The following is a 19,849-nucleotide window of genomic DNA, read 5'->3' on the forward strand; positions in this document are numbered from 1 at the left end:
CGCGCAGCGCGCCATGATCGTCACCCAGGCATTGCCGGCCGGCGTCGACCTGCTGGCCCTGCATCGTGTGGCGCCGTCGCGCTATCCGCTGCTGCTCGAATCGGTCGCGCACGGCACGGCGCAGGCCCGCTGGGACATGTTGCTGCGCACCGACGGCACCGGTCTTCGCCTGGACCCGGCAGGATTGTCGCGGATCGAGGACGGGGGGCGCTGCGCCGGCGGGTTCCTCGACGCGCTCGACGCCGCCTGGCAGGCCGCCAGGCAACCGCGCGAGGAGCCGCGCTGGCCCTTCCGTGGTGGTTGGGCCCTGCTGCTCGCGTACGAACTGGCCGAGGAAGTCGAGCCCGTGCTGCGCTTGCCGGATGCCGCCGGGCCGGTGCCCGTCGCCCTGGCATTGCGCTGCCCGGCGGCGATCCTGCGCGACCGCGCCACCGGCGCCTGCATCGCGATCGCGGAAAACGAATCCGCATCCATGCTCGGCGCGATCGGTTCGGACCTCCTCGCCATGCCGTCGTTGCCACCGTTGCCTCCGTGGCGGCCCCCGGCGTCGCTGGAGGAGGATCCGCCCGCGGCATTCCTGCAGGGCGTCGAGCGCATCCTGGGCTACCTCGCGGCCGGCGACGTGTTCCAGGCCAACCTTTCCCGTGGCTGGCGGGCCCGCTTCGATGGCCGCCTGGATCCCGCGGCGTTGTACATGCGCATGCGGGAAGCGAACCCGGCGCCGTTCGCCGGCCTGCTGGCCGGCGACGGCTGGGCGGTGGCCAGTGCATCGCCCGAACGGCTGGTGTCGGTGCGCGGCGACCTGGTGGAAACGCGTCCCATCGCGGGCACGCGGCCCCGCGTCGCCGGTGACGACGAGCCCGCGCGCATCCGCGAACTGGCGGGACACCCCAAGGAGCGTGCGGAACACGTGATGCTGGTAGACCTGGAGCGCAACGATCTGGGACGAATCTGCGTGCCAGGCAGCGTCGAAGTCGATGAACTGATGTCGATCGAGAGCTACTCCCACGTCCACCACATCGTCAGCAACGTCCGCGGCCGCCTGCGCGCGGACGCCACGGCGGGTCAGGTGATCCGTGCCGTCTTCCCGGGCGGCACCATCACCGGCTGCCCGAAGGTGCGCTGCATGCAGGTCATCGCCGAACTGGAACCTTGCGGCCGGGGCGCATACACCGGCGCCATGGGCTGGTTGAACCGCGACGGCGACCTGGACCTCAACATCCTGATCCGCAGCGCCGAGCTGGAGAGCGACCCCGGACAGGGAGACCTGCTGCGCTTCCGTACCGGCGCCGGCATCGTCGCCGACTCCGAGCCCGCGCGCGAACTCGACGAAACCTGCGCCAAGGCCCGCGGCATGCTGCGCGCCCTCGGTGCATGACCCTTCGACTGGGGGAAGCAACCGTGCACTGCCGGGGCGGCGGGTTATCCTCGTCGCCATGACCTGCAACGCAAATCCGGACGATCCACGCCCATGAGCTTCGCAAGCAGTTTCAAACGCATCCTCGGCGTGTTGTTCGTGCTCACGGCGCTGCTCGCCGGTGCCGTCGCGTACTACGGCTACAGCCGCTTCAGCGGCTTCGCCGACCAGCCGTTGGACGGGTTGCAGCCGGACAGCAAGGTCGTGGTCGAAAGCGGCGACTCGTTCCGGCGGGTGCTCGGCAGGCTGCGCGAGGCCGGCGTCCGGCAGGGAAGCGACCTGGACTGGCAGGTCCTCGCGCGCCGGCTGGGCGCCGCGGGCAAGATCCAGGTCGGCGAATACCCGCTCGCGCCAGGCACCACGCCCCGGGACCTGCTGCAGCGGATGCGCGACGGCAAGGTCGTCAGCCATCGCTTCACCATCGTCGAAGGGTGGAACATCCGGGAGTTGCGCGCCGCGCTGGCCCGCGCCGAACCCTTGCGGCAGACCATTGCCGAGCTCGACGACGCCGCCTTGATGGCCAGGCTTGGCCGCGAGGGCGTGCATCCGGAAGGCCGCTTCCTGCCGGAGACCTACCACTACACCAGCGGCGACAGCGATCTCGACCTCCTCCGGCGCGCCAACGTGGCCCTGGAGAAGGCGCTGGACGCGGCGTGGGAGTCGCGTGCCGACGACTTGCCGCTGGACGACAAGGAGCAGGCGCTGGTGCTGGCGTCAATCGTGGAAAAGGAAACTGGCATCGCCGAGGAACGCGGCCGGATCGCCGGGGTATTCATCCGCCGGCTACGCAGCGGCATGCGCCTGCAGACCGATCCGACGGTGATCTACGGATTGGGCAGCGCCTACGACGGCAACATCACGCGACGCCACCTGGAAACGGACACGCCATACAACACCTATACCCGCGACGGGCTGCCACCCACGCCGATCGCGATGCCGGGCGTGGCCGCGCTGCGTGCGGCGACGAGGCCCGAAGCGGGGGACACGCTTTATTTCGTGGCCATCGGCGACGGCACCGGCCGCCACGTGTTCACGCGCACGCTCGCCGAGCACAGCGCGGCGGTTCGCGAATACGTGCGGCGTTACCGCGAGCAGCACGCCCCGCGATGACCGGCCTTGGGATGCCGCCAGCGACGGACTTGCCGTCCCATCCGCGATTCGTCTCGCTGGAGGGAGGCGAGGGCGCCGGCAAGACCACGGTGCTCAATGCGCTCGGCGACGCCCTGCAGGCCGAGGGGCTCGAAGTCGTGCGCACCCGCGAGCCCGGGGGCACCCCGCTGGCGGAAATGATCCGCGAGCTGCTGCTCGACCCCAGGCACGAGCCCGCCGCGCCGGAAACCGAGTTGCTGCTGATGTTCGCGGCGCGTGCCCAGCACGTCCGGGAAGTCATCGCCCCGGCGCTCGCGCGCGGCGCGTGGGTGATCAGCGATCGCTTCACCGATTCGAGCCATGCCTACCAGGGCGGGGGGCGCGGGCTGGATCCCGGCCTGATCGCCGGGCTCGAACGATGCGTCGTCGGCCTGCAGCCCGGGTTGACCCTGCTCCTGGACATCGGCGTGAGCCAGGGGCGGGAACGGACTCGCGGGCGCGACCTCGAGTTCGCGGGCGGCGCCCCGGACCGCATCGAAGGTGAACGCGACGAGTTCTTCGAGCGCGTTCGCGCGACCTACCGCGCGCGCGCGGCCGCCGAACCGGAGCGTTTCCGCGTCCTCGATGCCTCGCGCCCTGCGGCGGAGGTCGCGGCCGAGGCGGTCGCCCGGTTGCAGGCATGGAGAAGCCGGGCTTGAGCACGCTGCCGCCGTGGCAGGAGCGCATCCTCGTCCAGGCCAGGGAGGCGCTGGCAGGTGGCCGCATGGGCCACGCCATGATCCTCAGCGGCCCCGCGATGCTGGGCAAGCGCACGGTCGCCGAGCGCCTTGCCCGGCACCTGCTCGGCGCGGCCGGCGAAGCCCGCGCCCGGCACCTGCTCGACGCCGGCACCCATCCCGACTTGCACGTGGTGGGCCTGGTCCCGAACAAGGAAGGCACGCGATTGCGCACCGAGATCGTGATCGAGCAGATCCGCGAGCTCTCCGGGCAGCTGTCGCTCACGCCGCAGTACGGAGACATCCAGGTCGCCATCGTCGAGCCCGCGGACGCCCTCAACCGGGCGGCTTGCAATGCGCTGCTCAAGACCCTGGAAGAACCGCAACCCGGGCGCTACCTGTGGTTGGTCACGGCCCACCCCATGCGGCTCCCGGCCACCATCCGCAGCCGGTGCCAGCGGCTCGAGTTCCGGCTGCCGCCGCGTGCCGAAGCGGAGCAATGGCTGCTGGGGCAGGGACACGATGCAGCCGCAGTCTCCGAGGCCCTCGACGCCGCGCGTGGACACCCGGGGCTGGCCGACGCCTGGCTCCAGGGCGGCGGCATGGTCTTGCGGCGCGAGGTTGGCGCGGACCTGGGCAAGCTCGCGCGCGGCGATGCGTCCGTGATCGAGACCGCGCGCTCCTGGACGGCCGACGAGCACGCGGATCTCCGCCTGCGCCATGCCGCCGACCTGGTGCTGGCCAAGGCGCGCGGCTTGACCGACCCGCCGCGAACCCGGAAGCTGGCCGAGTGGTTCACGGAAGCGAACCGTACCCGCGAGCTCCTGCGCACCACCGTGCGCGCTGACCTCGCGGTCGCGGAACTGCTCCTGGCCTGGCGCGACCAGTACGCGGCGGCGAACGAACCGACGACGGCAACCCGGACAAACGCAGGAGGCAGGCGATGAATGCAACAGCAGGCGGCGCGCGGCAGGGCATCCTCTCGCTGGCGGTCAAGGACAAGGCCACCCTCTACAACGCCTACATGCCGTACATCAAGCAGGGCGGCATCTTCGTGCCGACGGTGAAGCGCTACTTCCTGGGGGACGAGGTCTTCCTGCTGCTGACCCTGCCCGAATCCAACGAACGCCTGCCGGTCGCCGGCAAGGTCGTCTGGGTCACGCCTCCCGGCGCGCAAGGCAACCGAACCGCCGGCATCGGCGTGCAGTTCGCCGAGACCAGCGAGGGCGAGAGCGTCAAGGGCAAGATCGAGACCTTGCTCGCCGGCACGCTGACCGGGGACAAGCCGACGCATACGATGTAGCGCGTCCGGCGTGAGGCGCAGGGCTCAGCAGCCCGTCGCTATCGCGCAGGCAGGGATCGGACGTCGTGAGCCTGCCACTTGGCGCAAGCCGGGATCCATTGCATTCCTTGAAGACACACCCTTGACCCGCTTGGGGGCTGAAGAGCGTTTCACGCTAGGCGCGAGTTCGCTTCTTTTGACCCTAATCCAAAGGAATGAACTCGCCGAAGGCGATACGCTTTTCAACAGCGAAGCTAGTCGAGCTTTGGCCATATGCACTCGTCAAGGAGACGGTACCTCGCGCAACGGGGCGAAAACGCGTGCATCGCAAGCCACCACGCTGGCGCGAATCGCCATGGCAGGGTCAAGTCGAATGCCGTCGTCCAACGTGACGATGAGCGAGAGTCCAGGCAGCTCGGGCTCCGTACAGGACGACCCTGGGCCGCCCGCTTGGATCAGCCCCGCAACACTTCCGCATCCCACCCCGGCCGCCGCGCGAAGCGCTCGCCGTGCTTCAGCTCCAGGGAACGCAACCGCGTCAGGACCTCGTCGACGCCGGTCTCGCGGATGTACTGGATCGGGCCGCCGCGGAAGGGCGCGAAGCCGGTGCCGAAGATCACGCCGGCGTCGAGCAGGTCGGCGTCGGCCACCACGCCTTCGTGCAGGGCGGCGACGGCCTCGTTGAGCAGCGGCAGCACCAGGCGATCCTGCAGGTCCTCGGGGGCCGCGTAATCCTTTGGCACGTCGGGTTTCTTCGCCTTGCCGTCTTCCCAGGCATACAGCCCCTGGCCATCCTTCTTGCCACGCTTGCCGTCCGCGGGGGGCGTGGCCAGCGCCGGCGGGATGGCGAGGCCGAGGAAGGGCGCGAGTTCCTGGCCGACGCCGTAGGCCACGTCCAGTCCGACGGTGTCGATCAGCTCGATCGGCCCCATCGGCATGCCGAACCTCACCGCCGCCTGGTCGATGACCTTGCCGGGGATGCCTTCCGAGTACGCGCGGGCCGCTTCCAGCAGGTAAGGGAACAGCAGGCGATTGACCAGGAAGCCTGGCGTGCCGGCCACGGGCACCGGCAGCTTGTCCAGCGCCTTGCAGAAGGCCGCGAGCCGTTTTTCGGTTTCCGGCGACAACTGGTCGTGGCGCACGATCTCCACCAGCGGCATCAGCGCGACCGGATTGAAATAGTGCAGGCCGGCGAACCGGGCGGGGCGACTGATGTGCCCGCGCAATTCGGCCAGCGGGATGGACGAGGTGTTCGTGGTCAGCAGGGCGTCGGGCTTGAGTCGCGGTTCGACGTCGGCATACAGGCCGCGCTTGGCCTCGGCGTTCTCGATGATCGCCTCGATCACCAGGTCGGCGCCGGGGATACCGTCGCCGGCGAGGTCCGACTTCAGTCGCGAGGCGGTTTCCTGGCGCCGTGCTTCGTCCTTGACCTTCTTCTCGAACAGTTTCCCCGCACGCGCCATCGCCTTGTCGATGTACTGCTGTTCCCGGTCCTGCAGGGTCACCTGGAAGCCCTTGTAGGCCGACCACGCAGCGATGTCGCCGCCCATCACGCCAGCGCCGACAACGTGCACCGTCTCGATCCCCGGATCCTTGCCGCCGATGCCCTTCAACCGCTCCTGCAGGAAGAACACGCGGGTCAGGTTGCGGGCGGTGGGCGTCCCCGCCAGCTTGACCACGGACCGGCGCTCGGCCGCCAGCCGGGCGTGAATGTCGCCCCCGCTGCGTCGCCAGGTCTCGATCAGGGAATACGGTGCGGGGTAGTGGTCCCTGCGCGCCTTGCGGGCGACCTGCTTGACCAGGATCGGCGCGAGGATCTGCCGCGCGGGCCAGGTGTTGGTGAGCCAGCCCAGGAAGCGCTGCTTGAACGGCCGGGTCGTGCCATGCAGGGCCAGGTCCGCGGCGGCATCCACCAGCAAGGCCGGCTCCACGACCTTGTCGACGAGGCCGATCGCCTTCGCGGCCGAGGCCGAAAGGCTGCGTCCGGTCAGCATCATATCCATCGCCGCCGGCGCGCCCACCAGCTGCGGCAGCCGCGCGCTGCCGCCCCAACCGGGGAAGATCCCCAGCTTCACCTCCGGCAGGCCGATGCGCGTCGACGGATCGCTGCTGGCCACCCGATAGCGGCAGGCCAGCGAAATCTCGGTGCCACCGCCCATGCAGAAACCGTGGATGGCGGCAACGGTCGGGCAGGGCAATTCCGCGAGGCGCTGGAACACCTGCTGGCCACGGCGGATCGAGTCACCGATCGTGCCTTGTTCGTCGAAGGCCCGGAACTCACGGATGTCGGCGCCGGCGATGAAGCCCTTGTCCTTCGCCGAGCGCAACACCAGACCCTTGGGCGGGTCGATGGCGATGCGTTCCAGCAGCCCGTCCAGCTCCAGCAGCACGTCCTGCGCGAAGGTGTTGACCGACTCGCCGGCGCGGTCGAAGGACAGCACCACGACGCCATCGCGGCGTTGCTCGGCTTGCCAGTGGCTGAAGCGCAATCCGTCCAGGCCAGCGATCATGCGGCAGCATCCGTTACGGTAGGGGAGCACCCTATCATCCAGAGGGCGCTCAGCCGGCGTCAAATGCCCCACGGGGCGGCGCAGGAAGCACCGCCGGGCACGCCGCCATGGCTTGTGGCATTGGCGTCCGGCCCCCAGTTCAGGCCAACCTGATCCTCCGCTCGCCGGAACTTTCCGTTCCGGGGCAGGTCACAGAGCCCAGCCGGAAGGCCGGGCGACAAGGAGCGCCGGCCCGATGGCCGAACAACGGATTCAACAAGCGGAAACCGAGCAACTCGACCAGGAGCTGGTCAAGCGCGTGCAGCGCGGCGACAGCGCGGCCTTCGACCTGCTGGTGCGGAAGTACCAGCACCGCATCGCCGCCCTGATCGGGCGTTACGTCGCCGACTGGAGCGAGTGCCAGGACATCGCGCAGGATACCTTCATCCGTGCGTACCGCGCGATCGGGAATTTCCGCGGCGATGCACAGTTCTATACATGGTTGCACCGGATCGCAGTGAACACCGCAAAGAACCACCTCGTCGCCAGCAACCGCCGACCACCGACCGAGGACATCGACGTCGGGGACGCCGAGCAGTTCGATTCGGGCATCCGGCTGCGGGACACGGACACCCCCGAGCGGGAGCTGGCGCGGCAGCAGATGGAACGAACGGTGATGCGCGCGGTCGAAGCCTTGCCGGACGAGCTGCGTAACGCGATCACCCTGCGCGAAGTCGAAGGATTGAGCTACGAGGAGATCGCCAAACGCATGGACTGCCCGATCGGGACGGTGCGCTCGCGCATCTTCCGCGCCCGCGAGGCGATCGACAACGAACTCAAGCCACTGATGGACACCGAACACTCCCGGGAACGCGCGATCCGATGACCACCGCCGACGACATGGCAGACGATATCGAGCTGGTGCCGCCGGACCGGCTCGCCTTGCACCACCGCCAGCAGCTGTCGGCGATGCTCGATGGCGAGCTGTCCCCGGATCGCGCGAAATTCATGCTTCGCCGCCTGCAGCACGACGAGGAACTCGCGGCCTGCTGGGAGCGCTGGCAGGTGTGCGGCGACATGCTGCGCGGGCGCGGCCATGCGCTGTTGCCGCCCGACTTCGCGCAGCGGGTCGCCCGTGCCATCGCCCATGGCGGCGTCGGCGCGGAGGCGCCAACGGCGGCGGCGGGTCGCGAGTCGCGCCTCGCGCGATGGGGCGGCAGCGCCGCGCTGGCGGCCTCGGTTGCCGTGGTCGCGTTCTTCGTCGCGCGCCAGTTGCCCGCGGACGTGGCGCCGGCCACCGATGGCATGCCGGCCGGCCTGGCCGCCGAACCCGCCGGTTCACCACCCGGTCTCCCGGTCGCGGAGACGGGCCAACCGGGGGCTCCGGACCTGGGTGCCGCCGCCGTGGCGGGCGCGTTCGCCGTCGCCGAGGTCCCGCGCCGCGCGGTGCAGCGTTCGCGGGGGCAGGGTCAGCGCGCGGCAACCCGCCAGCGGCAACAGAATGCCCAGGCGCCGATGGTGGCGGTCGCAAGCCAACGCCAGGCGCCGTCAACGAACGGCGCCAATGCGCCGTCACCCGACGCAGCCGAGGCGGTGCCGGCCTTCACGCATCAGGGGGATCCGTTCGCCGCGTCGGTGGCGACTTCTCCGCGCCCCTGGCCAAGGGCGATCCTGCCCGGGCTCGCACCGGTAGGCGGCGGTTTCATGGTCAGCGCGAACCCGGGTGCACAGCCGACGATGGTCGACACGGCGTTCGCGGGCTTCGAGCCGCGCTTGCAGCAAGTGGAGCGCGCCGAACGGCCGCAGGATCCTTCGGACGCGCTGGCGACCGAAGGACCGGGTACCGTCCCGCCGAAGGATGCGCCTTGACCATTGCCTGGCGTGCGTGCGCGCCCTGGCCGGGCCGGATCGCCCTGCCTGCCTGAATCGAATCCCTTTATCGAGAGTCCGATCCCGATGAATCGAGTCCCAGTGAAGTCTTCCCTGATCGCCCTGGCCCTGGTCGCCACCACCGCGGCCACCACGGCCCTCGTGCTGCCGGAGGCGACGGCGCAGTCGACGACGGCCGCGTCGCCGCAAGCCGCCCCGCCGCCACAGATGGTGACCGGCCTGCCGGACTTCACCAATCTCGTCGAGCGGGTCGGCCCGGGCGTGGTGAACATCGAGTCGACGATCGGCGTGCGCAACGCGCAGCGCACGCAGGGCCCGCCCCTGCCGGACGACATGCCGGAGTTTTTCCGCAGGTTCTTCGGTCCCGGCGGACCGGGGGAGGGCGTTCCCGGCATGCCCCAGGGGCCGGGAGGGCGCCACGGCGTATCGATGGGCAGCGGCTTCGTGATCTCAAGCGACGGGTACGTGCTCACCAACCACCACGTGGTCGATGGCGCGGACGAGGTCAAGGTGACCTTCTCGGATCGTCGCGAATTCCCCGCCAAGGTCGTGGGCAGCGATGCCCAGTCGGACGTGGCGTTGCTCAAGATCGATGCGCGCGGCCTGCCGGCCTTGCGCATCGGCGATTCGCGCACGCTCAAGCCGGGCCAGTGGGCGGTGGCCATCGGTTCGCCGTTCGGCCTCGACCAATCGGTGACGGCCGGGATCATCAGCGCCGTTGGCCGCGCCAATCCCTATGCCGCGCAGCGCTACGTGCCCTTCATCCAGACCGATGTCGCGATCAACCGCGGCAATTCGGGCGGTCCGTTGCTCAACACGCGGGGCGAGGTCGTCGGCATCAATTCGCAGATCTTCAGCAACTCCGGCGGCTACATGGGCGTGAGCTTCGCGATTCCGTCCGAGGTGGTGATGAACGTGGTCGAGCAGCTCAAGACCACCGGCGAGGTGCGTCGCGGCCAGATCGGCGTGCAGGTGCAGGGAATCACCACCGAGCAGGCGCGCGGCTTCGGACTGCCGGACACGCGCGGCGCGCTGGTGGCGGACGTGTTGCCGGGCAGCCCTGCGCAGAAGGCGGGGATCGAACGCGGCGACGTGATCCGGGCCGTGGACGGCAACCCGATCAACGTGTCCAGCGACCTGCCGCCGATCATCGGGGCGATGGCGCCCGGCACCCGCACCACCGTGACGATCTGGCGCGAAGGCAGGACGCGCGACCTGGCCCTGACCCTCAGCCGCCTGGAAGAGGCGACGGCGAGCGCAGCACCCACGCGCCCCAGCCCGTCCCCCGCGCGCTCCTCCAATCCGCTGGGCCTGGTCGGCCAGCCGCTGAGTGACCGCGAGCGCAGCCGGCTGGGCCTGGAGCCGGGCGAGGGTGTCGCCATCGCGCGCGTCGAGGGTCTGGCGGCGCGCCAGGCGGGCCTGCAACCGGGCGACGTGGTGTTGTCGGTGGGACGTACCGACGTCGGCACGCCGGCCGAGCTGGATCGCGAACTTGGCAAGGTCAGGGCCGGCCAGACCGTGATGCTGCTGGTGCGGGACGCCAATGGCGGCACCCAGTACCGGGCGGTGACGCCGCGCGTGGACGCCGACCAGTAGACGCCCCGGGCGGCCGGAGCGCATTGCCCGCCGGCCCGTGCGCGGAGGGCGGGCCGGATGGCTGTGCGACAATTGCACGTTTACATCGCAATGGCCGTGCATCCGGCCCGGCCGCCATCCCCATGTCTCCCGAACCAGCCCGAAATCCGATGGAGAGCATCCGCAACTTCTCCATCATCGCCCATGTCGACCATGGCAAGTCGACGCTGGCCGACCGCATCATCCAGCTGTGCGGCGGCCTGAGCGAGCGCGAGATGGAAGCGCAGGTGCTCGACAACAACCCCATCGAGCGCGAGCGGGGCATCACCATCAAGGCCCAGTCGGTGTCGCTGCCGTACACCGCGCGCGACGGCCGCACCTACCACCTCAATTTCATCGACACCCCGGGCCACGTCGACTTCAGCTACGAGGTCAGCCGTTCGCTCGCGGCCTGCGAGGGCGCGCTGCTGGTGGTCGATGCCGCCCAGGGCGTGGAGGCGCAGTCCGTGGCCAACTGCTACACCGCGGTGGAGCAGGGCCTGGAAGTCGTGCCGGTGATCAACAAGATCGACCTGCCGACCGCGGACGTCGACCGCGTCAAGGAGGAAATCGAGGCCGTGATCGGCATCGATGCGAGCGACGCCGTCGCGATCAGCGCCAAGACCGGCCTGAACGTCGTCGACGTGCTGGAGGCCATCGTCCAGCGCATCCCGCCGCCCACGCCCCGCGGATCCCACAAGCTGCAGGCGCTGATCATCGACTCCTGGTTCGACAACTACCTGGGCGTGGTGATGCTGGTGCGCGTGATGCAGGGCGAGGTCCGGCCCGGCGAGAAGCTGCAGGTGATGTCCACCGGCCGCAACCACCAGGTCGACAACCTCGGCGTGTTCACGCCCAAGCGCAAGGAACTCGACAGGCTTCGCGCGGGCGAGGTGGGCTGGATCAACGCGTCCATCAAGGACGTGCACGGCGCCCCGGTGGGCGACACGCTCACGCTCGCCGCGGATCCTGCGCCCAAGCCGCTGCCGGGGTTCCAGGAGATGCAGCCCCGCGTGTTCGCCGGCCTGTTCCCGGTCGACGCTGACGACTACCCGGACCTGCGCGAGGCGCTGGACAAGCTGCGCCTCAACGACGCGGCGCTGCGCTTCGAGCCCGAGTCCTCCGAGGCGATGGGCTTCGGGTTCCGCTGCGGGTTCCTGGGCATGCTGCACCTGGAGATCGTGCAGGAGCGGCTGGAGCGCGAGTACGACCTCAACCTGATCACCACCGCGCCCACCGTCGTCTACGAGGTGCTCAGGACCGACGGCAGCGTGATGCCGCTGGACAATCCCGCGCGCCTGCCGCAGTCGAACCTGGTGGACGAGATCCGGGAACCGATCATCCGCGCCAACATCCTCACGCCGCCGGACTACGTCGGCAACGTGATCACCCTGTGCGAAGAGAAGCGCGGCAGGCAGATCGGCATCCAGTACCTGGGATCGCAGGTGCAGGTGAGCTACGAATTGCCCATGGCCGAGGTGGTGCTGGACTTCTTCGACCGGCTCAAGTCGGTCTCGCGCGGCTACGCCTCGCTGGACTACCACTTCCTGCGCTTCGAGCCGGGGCCGTTCGTCCGGGTCGACACGCTGATCAACGGCGACAAGGTCGATGCGCTGTCGCTGATCGTGCACCGGCAGTACGCCGACCGCCGCGGCCGCGAACTCGTGGAGAAGATGCGCGAGCTGATCCCGCGGCAGATGTTCGACGTCGCCATCCAGGCCGCGATCGGATCGCAGATCATCGCCCGCTCCACGGTCAAGGCGATGCGCAAGAACGTGCTGGCCAAGTGCTACGGCGGCGACATTTCGCGCAAGAAGAAGCTGCTGGAGAAGCAGAAGGCCGGCAAGAAGCGCATGAAGCAGGTCGGCAGCGTGGAGATTCCGCAGGAAGCCTTCCTCGCGGTGCTGTCGACCAGCCGCGACTCGTGACCGTACCGTTGCCCGAAGACCCGCCCTGCCACCGCCGCGCCCCGGCGGCCGCGTCCCCCGTTTCGTCGGACCCGACGTCCGCGCCGCATGGCGCCGCGCGGTGCGGCGGACCGACCGTCAAGACAAGCCGACCGGCTTTGCGAAGGAACAAAAATGCGCTGGTTTGAAATCGCCCTGGTCGTCCTGACCTTCGCCACCGGCCTGGTGTGGTTGCTGGACAGGCTGCTGTTCGCCCGGAAGCGCGCGGAGCGCTCCGGCCTGATCGAGGAGAAGGAGCCGCTGGTCGTCGACTACGCGCGCGCCTTCTTCCCGGTGCTGGCCGTGGTGCTCGTGTTGCGCAGCTTCGTCGCCGAGCCGTTCCGCATCCCGTCGAGTTCGATGATGCCGACCTTGCTGATCGGCGACTTCATCCTGGTCAACAAGTTCGCCTACGGGCTCCGGCTCCCGATCAACAACCGGAAGTTCGTCGAGATCGGGGAACCCGAGCGCGGCGACGTGGTGGTGTTCCGCCCGCCGCATCGCCCGGACGAGGACTGGATCAAGCGCGTGATCGGCCTGCCGGGGGACACCGTGGCGTACCGGGACAACACGGTGTACGTCAACGGCGAACCGCTGCGTTATCGTCGCCTCGGCGAATACCAGGGTCGCGGCCGCGGCGCGGACATGAGTGGCGCCAGCCTGATGGTCGAGGACCTGCCCGGCAGGCCGCACCAGGTGCTGGAGGTCGACCAGACGCCGTTCATGGATCCGGGCGATGGCGAATGGACGGTGCCCGAGGGCCATTATTTCGTGATGGGCGATAATCGTGATAGAAGCGACGATGGCAGGTTCTGGGGCACGCTGCCGGAAAGCCAGTTGCGCGGGAAGGCGTTCCTAGTGTGGATGAACATCGACAGCAAGGCCGGCGGGATCGGTTTCGACCGGATCGGCAACGACATTCCGTAAACCATTAGCAAGGACATGGAGGGGAGAGGCATGAAACGCACGCAACGCGGGATCACCTTGATTGGCTTCATCGTCGTGCTGGGCGTGGTGGGCCTGTTCGCCTACGTCGGCATGAAGCTCTTCCCGATGTACATGGAGTATTACGGCGTCAAGCAGGCCATGCGCGAGCTGGCGTCCGAGCCCGGGGTCGCGACCTACGAGCCGGCCAAGATCCGCGACCTGTTCTTCCGCCGGCTGTACATCAACTACTCCGACGACAACATCACCAACGAGAACGTCGACGTCAAGCGCGTCGACAACGGCTGGCACATGACGGTGAAGTACGAGGTGCGCAAGTCGATGATCGGCAACCTCGACGTGGTCGGGAAGTTCAACGCATCGCAGCAGCTTTCGCGCAAGGACGGCATCGAATAAGTGCGTCGCCGATGAGCGTCTTGGCTGGACAACCGGGGTCGGCGACCGATGCCTGGCATGCGTTCCGCGACCCGGCACTGTTGGCCCAGGCGCTGCGGCACCGCAGCGCGGGTGTGCCGCACAACGAACGGCTCGAGTTCCTCGGCGATGCCCTGGTCGGGCTGATCGTCGCCGAAGCCCTCTACGCGCGATGGCCGAAGGCGGACGAGGGCGCATTGACCCGCGCGCGCGCAGAACTGGTGCGCGAATCGGCCCTGGCGCAGATCGCCCGCGAACTGGACCTGGGCGCGCAGCTGACCCTGGGCCCGGGCGAGATGAAATCGGGCGGCCACCGCCGCGAGTCCATCCTGTCCGATGCGCTGGAAGCCCTGGTCGGTGCGATCTATCTCGACGCGGGGTTCGAGCACTGCCGCGCCGTGGTCCTGCCCTGGTTCGAGCGCAGCCTCGCCGCGTTGCCGGTGGGCAAGGTCGAAAAGGACCCGAAGACCCGCCTGCAGGAATGGTTGCAGGCACGCCAGAAGCCGCTTCCCTCGTACGAGCTGCTGTCCGAGTCCGGCGACGAGCATGCCAGGCAGTTCCAGATGCGTTGCCGGCTGGAGGAGCCCGAGTTGGTGACGGTGGGCGAAGGCAGTTCGCGGCGCGCCGCCGAACAGCAGGCAGCCGAAGCCGCGCTGGCGGTGATCGGCGCGGCCACGGGGTCCTAGCGGCCCCGCCGGCCGTCGAAACGGCCGACGCTGACCGCCGGCGCGGGCCGGGCAGGGACCCGTGGGGCACCGAAGCGGGCCAAGCCAGGCCCTACAATGCCCGCATGACATCCCCCCATCGCGCCGGCCAGGTGGCCGTCATCGGCCGACCCAACGTCGGCAAGTCGACCCTGGTCAATGCCCTGGTCGGCGCCAAGGTCAGCATCGTCTCCAATCGTCCGCAGACCACTCGGCACCGCCTGCTGGGCATCGCCACGGTGCCGGGCGGCCAGCTGCTGCTGGTCGACACCCCCGGTATCCACCGCGAACAGGGCCGGCAATCCTCCACGGCCATGCACCGGATGATGAACCGCGCGGCCCGAGGCGCACTCGAGGGTGTCGATGCCGCCTTGCTGGTGGTCGAGGCAGGGCGCTGGGACGAGGAGGACAGCCTAGCCCACGACGCGTTGCGCGAGGCAGGCGTGCCGGTGGTGCTGGTCGTCAACCAGGTCGACCGCATCCGCGACAAGGCCGCCCTGCTGCCCTACCTGCAGCAGGCCAGCGCCGGCCGCGCGTTCGCCGCGGTGCATCCGGTCTCCGCGCTCAAGCGCAAGGGCCTGGAGGACCTGGTCGCCTCGCTCCTGGCCCTGCTGCCGGAGCAGCCGGCCCCCTACGGCGAGGACGAGATCACCGACAAGAGCCAGCGCTTCCTGGCCGGTGAATTGCTGCGCGAGCAACTGATGCGCCAGCTCGGCAACGAGCTGCCGTATGCGACCACGGTCGAGATCGAGTCCTTCACCGAGGACACCTCCGGCAGGTCCGACATGCTGCTGCGCATCGGCGCGGTGATATGGGTCGAGCGCGACGGGCAGAAGGCCATCGTCATCGGCAAGGGCGGCAGCCGGCTGCGCGAGATCGCAAGCAAGGCGCGGCTGCAGATGGAGCGCCTGTTCGACTGCAAGGTGTTCCTGGAAACCTGGGTCCGGGTCCGCGCCGGCTGGTCGGACGACGAGGCCGCCCTGCGCACGCTGGGCTATGACCAGTAGCGACACCTGGCTGCAGGCAGTGCCGCCCCCGGGCGACCGATGATCCGCTACGCCGCCGAACCGGCCTACGTCCTGCATGCGCGCGCCTGGCGCGAGACCAGCCTGCTGGTCGAGGTACTCAGCGAACACCACGGCCGCGTCGGCCTGGTGGCGCGCGGCGTGCACGGGCCGCGCAAGCAGGCGCTGCGCGCGGCGCTGCAGCCGCTGCAGCATGTCCGCTTCGACGCGGTGCAGCGCGGCGAGCTGGCCTGGCTCAATGCCGTCGAGGCGATCGACGTCGCGGCGCGACTGCCGCGCGATGCCGCCCTGGCGGGTTTCTACGTCAGCGAACTGGTGATGCGACTGGCGCCCCGCGAGGATCCGCATGCCCAGCTCTATGCGCTGTACGGCCAGGTGCGCGGACGGCTGGCCGGGGATGGCTCACTGGCATGGACGTTGCGCCGCTTCGAACGCGACTTGCTCGAGGCCCTGGGCGTCGGCTTCGACCTGTCCCGCGACGGCGACGGCGATCCGATCGACCCCGCGGCGCGCTATCGGATCGATCCCGAGCACGGTCCCCGCCGGTCGAGGATCGAGCGCGACGCCGACCGTGATCGCCATGCCAGCGGACGGGCGCTGCTCGCGCTGGCGGCCGACCACGACCAGCCGCCGCCGGTCGAGGACCTGTCCGGCCTGCGACGCGCCTTGCGCGAGGTGCTCAGCGTCCACCTCGGCGGCCGAGGGTTGAAGTCCTGGGAGATGATGGGGGATCTGGCGCGGATGTCGGCCGTCCCCGCTCAGGCCGACGACAGCGTCTCCTGAACCGCCGCCTGGAAGCCGGGCAGCGCCTCGGCCGGGTCGGTGGCGTGTTCCAGCATCGCCACCGCCGCGGCAATCCGGGCGGCGCCGACGAACCCGCAGCTTGCCTTGAGCCGGTGCAGGAGGGCGCGCAAGGCTGCGGCGTCGTTGCGTGCGGCCGCGTCCGCGACCTGGTCGCGCACGCCCGGGAGTTCGGCCAGGAACAGCCCGCGCAGGGCGGACACGTGCGTCGGCTGCCCGTTGAGCGCGGCCAGGGCAGCGCCGTCGTCCCAGACGCCTGCCCCGGCAGGGATCGAGGCGAGGCATCGCGACTCGGCCACGCGGGCCTGCCCGGTGCCCAGCGCCCGCCGCATCGCGGCATGCAGGTCGGCGGTCGACACCGGCTTGACCAGGACCTCGATGAAGCCGGCGCCGAGCAGGGCCTCCAGCAGGGCCGGGTCCCGCGACGCGGTGTGCGCCAGCGCCGGCGCCCGGTCGCAACTGGCCTGCAGTTCCGCGAGGAGGCTGGCGCCATCGCTGTCGGGCAGGTGGGCGTCGAGCAGCCACAGCGCATGGCGATGGCGGGCGCAGCACGCGCGCGCCTGCGCGGCGCTGGCCACGGCGTCGACCTCGGCCGGCAACGATTCCGCCGCCGCGGCCAGGAACGCGCGCGTGGTCGGGTCGTCCTCGACAAGAAGGATCCTGGGCTTCACCGAGAGGAGTCCCCCGTCCTCGCTATGCTGCGGTCCATGCCGCGCCCGATCTTACCCTCGTCGATGGTCTGGTTGGTCGTGCTGGCCAGCCTCGTGCTGTCGATCCCGCCGGCGCAGGCGCGGACCCTGAGCGCACGGATCGCCCGGGTCACCACGGCCGTCGCGACGCTGGAGGACGTGCGGGTCGAACTGGACTGGCCGGCCAGCGCCCCACGCGGCGAGCTGCGCATGCGGGCGGCGCGCGTGGATGCCGATGGCCTGGGCTACCGGTTCCGCAGCGTGGCCTGGCGCTGTCCGCTCGAGCGCGACGGCCCGGACCGCTGGCGGTGCGATGGCGAAGTCCGCGCGGCGGGGGGTGCGCCGCTGCGGCTGGCCATCGACCTCGCCAGCGGCAGCACGGATGCCAGCCTGTCGCGCGGGTCGAGCCGGGTGGCCCTGCAGCGCAGCGCCGCCACGCCCGACCTGACCACGCTCGACCTGACCCGCGTGCCGCTGCTGTGGACGCAGGCGTTGGCGTCGCGGGCCTGGGCGGACGGGCGACTGCAGGCCGGGACGCTGGACGGGGCATTGCGGGTGCACACGCCGAAGGACGGACCCTTGCGCGTGCACGGGACCTTGCGCCTGGACGGGGGCGCACTGGAAACGCCCGATGCCCGCATCGCCGCCCAGGGCCTGGGCGGCCGGTTCGACATCGACTACCGGAGGCAGGGTGCGACCACGCTGGTGGCCGTCGATGCCACGCTGGAAGACGGGGACCTGCTTTACGGCAATACCTACGTCGGGCTTCCCGCCACGCCCGTGGCCCTGGCGATCTCCGCCGTGAGCGAGGACGGGGCCGGCTGGGACGTCCCCCGCTTTTCCTGGATCGACGGCCGGGTGCTCACCGCCACCGGGTCGGCAGGTTTCACTCCCGCAGGCGACCTGCAGTACGCCGAGGTGGACCTGCACAGCGATGACATGCAGCCCCTGGGCGAGCGCTACCTGTCGGGGTGGTTGGGGCTGGCGGGCCTGACCGGACTGGAGATGCGGGGCGCCTTCGATGCCAGGCTGCGCGTCGCCGAAGCGGGATTGCAGGCCTTCGACGCCCGCGTGCGCGGCGTGGACCTGCGCGCCGCCGACAACCGCTTCCGCTTCGACGGCCTGGACGGCGACGTGCGCTATTCGGCCGACGCCCCCGTCGACAGCCGGCTGCGGTGGCGCAGCGGCGCGCTCGGCGACGTCGCCTTCGGGCCCGGCGTGCTGCCGCTGCGCAGCGGCGATGGCGCACTGACCCTGGTCGGCGACGCCTCCATTCCGCTGCTCAAGGGGGCGCTCTCGATCCACGGCCTCGAGATCCGGCCGCCCGCCGGGGGCAAGGCGCTGGAACTGCGTGGCGGCCTGGCGCTCGACGGGCTCGAACTCGGCGCGCTGGCCAAGGCACTCGGCGGGCCGGAGTTCGGCGGCACGCTGAGCGGGCGCATCCCCAGCGCGCGCTACGTCGACAACCGCCTGGTCTTCGACGGCGGCCTGACGATGCAGGTGTTCGATGGCACGGTGCACGTGTCGGCGCTGGAGATGGAGCGCCCGTTCGGCGTCGCACCGACCTTGTCGGCCAACCTCGACCTCGACGGCCTGGACCTGCTCCTGCTCACCGAGGTCTTCGATTTCGGCAGCATCACCGGTCGCCTGCATGGCCGCATCCACGACCTGCGCCTGGTCGACTGGACCGCCACCGCCTTCGACGCCGAGCTGCACACCGAACCGCGCAAGGGCGTGCGCCAGCGGATCAGCCAGCGCGCGGTGCAGAACATCTCCAGCGTGGGCGACGCCTCCTTCGTCAGCAGCCTGCAGGGCCGGCTGATCGGCCTGTTCGACGACTTCGGCTACCGGCGCATCGGCATTTCCTGCCAGCTGGTGAACGAGGTCTGCCTGATGGGCGGGCTGGCGTCGGCCGGCAATGCCTTCACCATCGTCGAGGGCAGCGGCATCCCGCGCCTGACCGTGGTCGGCTACAACCGGCTCGTCGACTGGCCGACGCTGGTGGAGCGCGTCGCGGCGGTCGGCAAGGGCGACGTGAAGCCGGTGTTCGACTGATGCCCGTGGGGCATTGCCGCGCCAGTCATCGACCTTGGGGTACCGTAACCCCAGGTCACGCCCCGCGTCCACCCCAATCATCGTAGTTCCCGAGGAGAACAGTCCATGAGCAGCCTTCGCATGCGTCGTTTCATGGGAATGCCCGTCGTCGCCGCGCTGGCGCTGAGCGCCTGCGTCACGATCAACGTCTACTTCCCGGCCGCCGAGGCCAAGGAAGCGGCGAGGGAATTCGTCGAGAAGGTGATCGGCGACGAGGTCCCCGCGGACCGGCGCGCCGTCCCCGACGGCAACGGCGGCATGGCCCTGCTGCGCCCGGGAGCGGGCGCGACGCGCGCCGGCTTCGATCCCTGGATCCTGCTCGGCATCGCGCCGGCCCATGCCCAGGGCCAGCCGGACATCACCATCAAGACCCCGGCGATCCAGGCCATCCAGGCGCGGATGGAAGGGCGCTTCAACAGCGTCCTGCGGCCGCACTTCGACTCCGGTGCGCTGGGGTTCGGCGGCGACGGCCTCGTCGTCGTGCGCGACGCGTCCAAGCTCGAGCTCAAGGACCGGGTCTCGGTGAACGCCGCGGTGGCCGACGACAACCGCGACCGCAAGGCGGTGTACCGCGAGATCGCGGTCGCCAACGGCCACCCGGAATGGGAAGGCCAGATCCGCGACGTGTTCGCCCGGCAGTGGATCGAGAGCGCCCGCAGCGGCTGGTGGTACCAGAGCGGCGGCAGCTGGAAGCAGAAGTAGTCCGGCGCAGGTCCGGGCGCGGCATGACGCCG

General features: G+C 70.1%; 18 protein-coding genes. 16 read left to right on the forward strand and 2 right to left on the reverse strand.

Annotation, left to right across the window (positions count from 1 at the left end; translation table 11 throughout):
- The first annotated feature begins 13 nt into the window (after positions 1-13).
- The 5 genes from ABD970_RS06805 (at position 14) to ABD970_RS06825 (ending at position 4,525) form a co-directional block, all read left to right on the forward strand.
- On the forward strand, positions 14-1,378 hold the full coding sequence (locus tag ABD970_RS06805; RefSeq protein WP_345294758.1) for an aminodeoxychorismate synthase component I: 1,365 nt from the start codon (positions 14-16) through the stop codon (positions 1,376-1,378).
- A 93-nt stretch (positions 1,379-1,471) separates the two neighbouring features.
- Positions 1,472-2,527: an endolytic transglycosylase MltG gene (gene mltG / locus ABD970_RS06810; RefSeq protein ID WP_345294759.1), complete on the forward strand. Its 1,056-nt coding sequence runs from the start codon at positions 1,472-1,474 to the stop codon at positions 2,525-2,527.
- An 11-nt stretch (positions 2,528-2,538) separates the two neighbouring features.
- On the forward strand, positions 2,539-3,204 hold the full coding sequence (gene tmk / locus ABD970_RS06815; protein WP_345294760.1) for a dTMP kinase: 666 nt from the start codon (positions 2,539-2,541) through the stop codon (positions 3,202-3,204).
- Positions 3,186-4,169 (forward strand): DNA polymerase III subunit delta', encoded by a 984-nt coding sequence (locus tag ABD970_RS06820; RefSeq protein WP_425563065.1) that lies wholly within the window; start codon positions 3,186-3,188, stop codon positions 4,167-4,169. The genes tmk and ABD970_RS06820 overlap by 19 nt, the downstream gene beginning before the upstream one ends.
- Positions 4,166-4,525, forward strand: a complete 360-nt coding sequence (locus ABD970_RS06825) for a PilZ domain-containing protein (RefSeq protein WP_345294762.1) — start codon at positions 4,166-4,168, stop codon at positions 4,523-4,525. The genes ABD970_RS06820 and ABD970_RS06825 overlap by 4 nt, the downstream gene beginning before the upstream one ends.
- A 434-nt stretch (positions 4,526-4,959) precedes the next feature.
- Here ABD970_RS06825 and ABD970_RS06830 read toward each other — a convergent pair whose 3' ends face one another.
- The gene (locus ABD970_RS06830) at positions 4,960-7,014 is read right to left on the reverse strand and encodes a 3-hydroxyacyl-CoA dehydrogenase NAD-binding domain-containing protein (protein WP_345294763.1); all 2,055 of its coding nucleotides are present in this window, start codon (positions 7,012-7,014) and stop codon (positions 4,960-4,962) included.
- 250 nt (positions 7,015-7,264) lie between these two features.
- Here ABD970_RS06830 and rpoE point away from each other — a divergent pair, with 250 nt between their 5' ends.
- The 9 genes from rpoE to recO all read left to right on the forward strand — a co-directional run bounded on the left by rpoE (position 7,265) and on the right by recO (position 16,314).
- The gene (rpoE, locus tag ABD970_RS06835; RefSeq protein ID WP_345295666.1) at positions 7,265-7,879 is read left to right on the forward strand and encodes an RNA polymerase sigma factor RpoE; all 615 of its coding nucleotides are present in this window, start codon (positions 7,265-7,267) and stop codon (positions 7,877-7,879) included.
- Entirely contained in the window at positions 7,876-8,862 is a 987-nt protein-coding gene (locus tag ABD970_RS06840) for an RseA family anti-sigma factor (RefSeq protein ID WP_345294764.1), read from the forward strand. The genes rpoE and ABD970_RS06840 overlap by 4 nt, the downstream gene beginning before the upstream one ends.
- Before the next feature lie 87 nt (positions 8,863-8,949).
- A complete protein-coding gene (locus ABD970_RS06845; RefSeq protein WP_345294765.1) occupies positions 8,950-10,479 on the forward strand; it encodes a DegQ family serine endoprotease in 1,530 nt (509 codons plus the stop codon).
- Between the two features lie 149 nt (positions 10,480-10,628).
- Complete coding sequence (lepA, locus tag ABD970_RS06850; RefSeq protein ID WP_345294766.1) at positions 10,629-12,425, forward strand: translation elongation factor 4; 1,797 nt, start codon at positions 10,629-10,631, stop codon at positions 12,423-12,425.
- A 153-nt stretch (positions 12,426-12,578) separates the two neighbouring features.
- On the forward strand, positions 12,579-13,370 hold the full coding sequence (lepB, locus tag ABD970_RS06855; protein WP_345294767.1) for a signal peptidase I: 792 nt from the start codon (positions 12,579-12,581) through the stop codon (positions 13,368-13,370).
- A 30-nt stretch (positions 13,371-13,400) separates the two neighbouring features.
- Positions 13,401-13,784 carry a DUF4845 domain-containing protein gene (locus ABD970_RS06860; protein WP_345294768.1) on the forward strand — a complete coding sequence of 128 codons (384 nt, stop codon included), beginning with the start codon at positions 13,401-13,403 and terminating at the stop codon, positions 13,782-13,784.
- A gap of 11 nt (positions 13,785-13,795) precedes the next feature.
- Positions 13,796-14,488 (forward strand): ribonuclease III, encoded by a 693-nt coding sequence (gene rnc, locus ABD970_RS06865; RefSeq protein WP_345294769.1) that lies wholly within the window; start codon positions 13,796-13,798, stop codon positions 14,486-14,488.
- A gap of 104 nt (positions 14,489-14,592) precedes the next feature.
- Entirely contained in the window at positions 14,593-15,513 is a 921-nt protein-coding gene (era, locus tag ABD970_RS06870; RefSeq protein WP_345294770.1) for a GTPase Era, read from the forward strand.
- Positions 15,514-15,552: 39 nt separating this feature from the next.
- Positions 15,553-16,314, forward strand: a complete 762-nt coding sequence (recO, locus tag ABD970_RS06875) for a DNA repair protein RecO (RefSeq protein WP_345294771.1) — start codon at positions 15,553-15,555, stop codon at positions 16,312-16,314.
- Here the strand turns inward: recO and ABD970_RS06880 are convergent.
- Complete coding sequence (locus tag ABD970_RS06880; protein ID WP_345294772.1) at positions 16,290-17,003, reverse strand: response regulator; 714 nt, start codon at positions 17,001-17,003, stop codon at positions 16,290-16,292. The genes recO and ABD970_RS06880 overlap by 25 nt on opposite strands.
- 36 nt (positions 17,004-17,039) lie before the next feature.
- On the opposite strand from ABD970_RS06880, the gene ABD970_RS06885 reads away from it, so the two are divergent.
- Positions 17,040-19,076: a translocation/assembly module TamB domain-containing protein gene (locus ABD970_RS06885; RefSeq protein WP_345294773.1), complete on the forward strand. Its 2,037-nt coding sequence runs from the start codon at positions 17,040-17,042 to the stop codon at positions 19,074-19,076.
- Between the two features lie 438 nt (positions 19,077-19,514).
- Positions 19,515-19,817, forward strand: coding sequence for a YdbL family probable chaperone protein (locus ABD970_RS12470; RefSeq protein WP_425563093.1), 303 nt, complete (start codon positions 19,515-19,517; stop codon positions 19,815-19,817).
- Positions 19,818-19,849 lie beyond the last annotated feature (32 nt).

The organism is Luteimonas vadosa (assembly GCF_039543545.1).
Classification (GTDB): Bacteria; Pseudomonadota; Gammaproteobacteria; order Xanthomonadales; family Xanthomonadaceae; genus Luteimonas; species Luteimonas vadosa.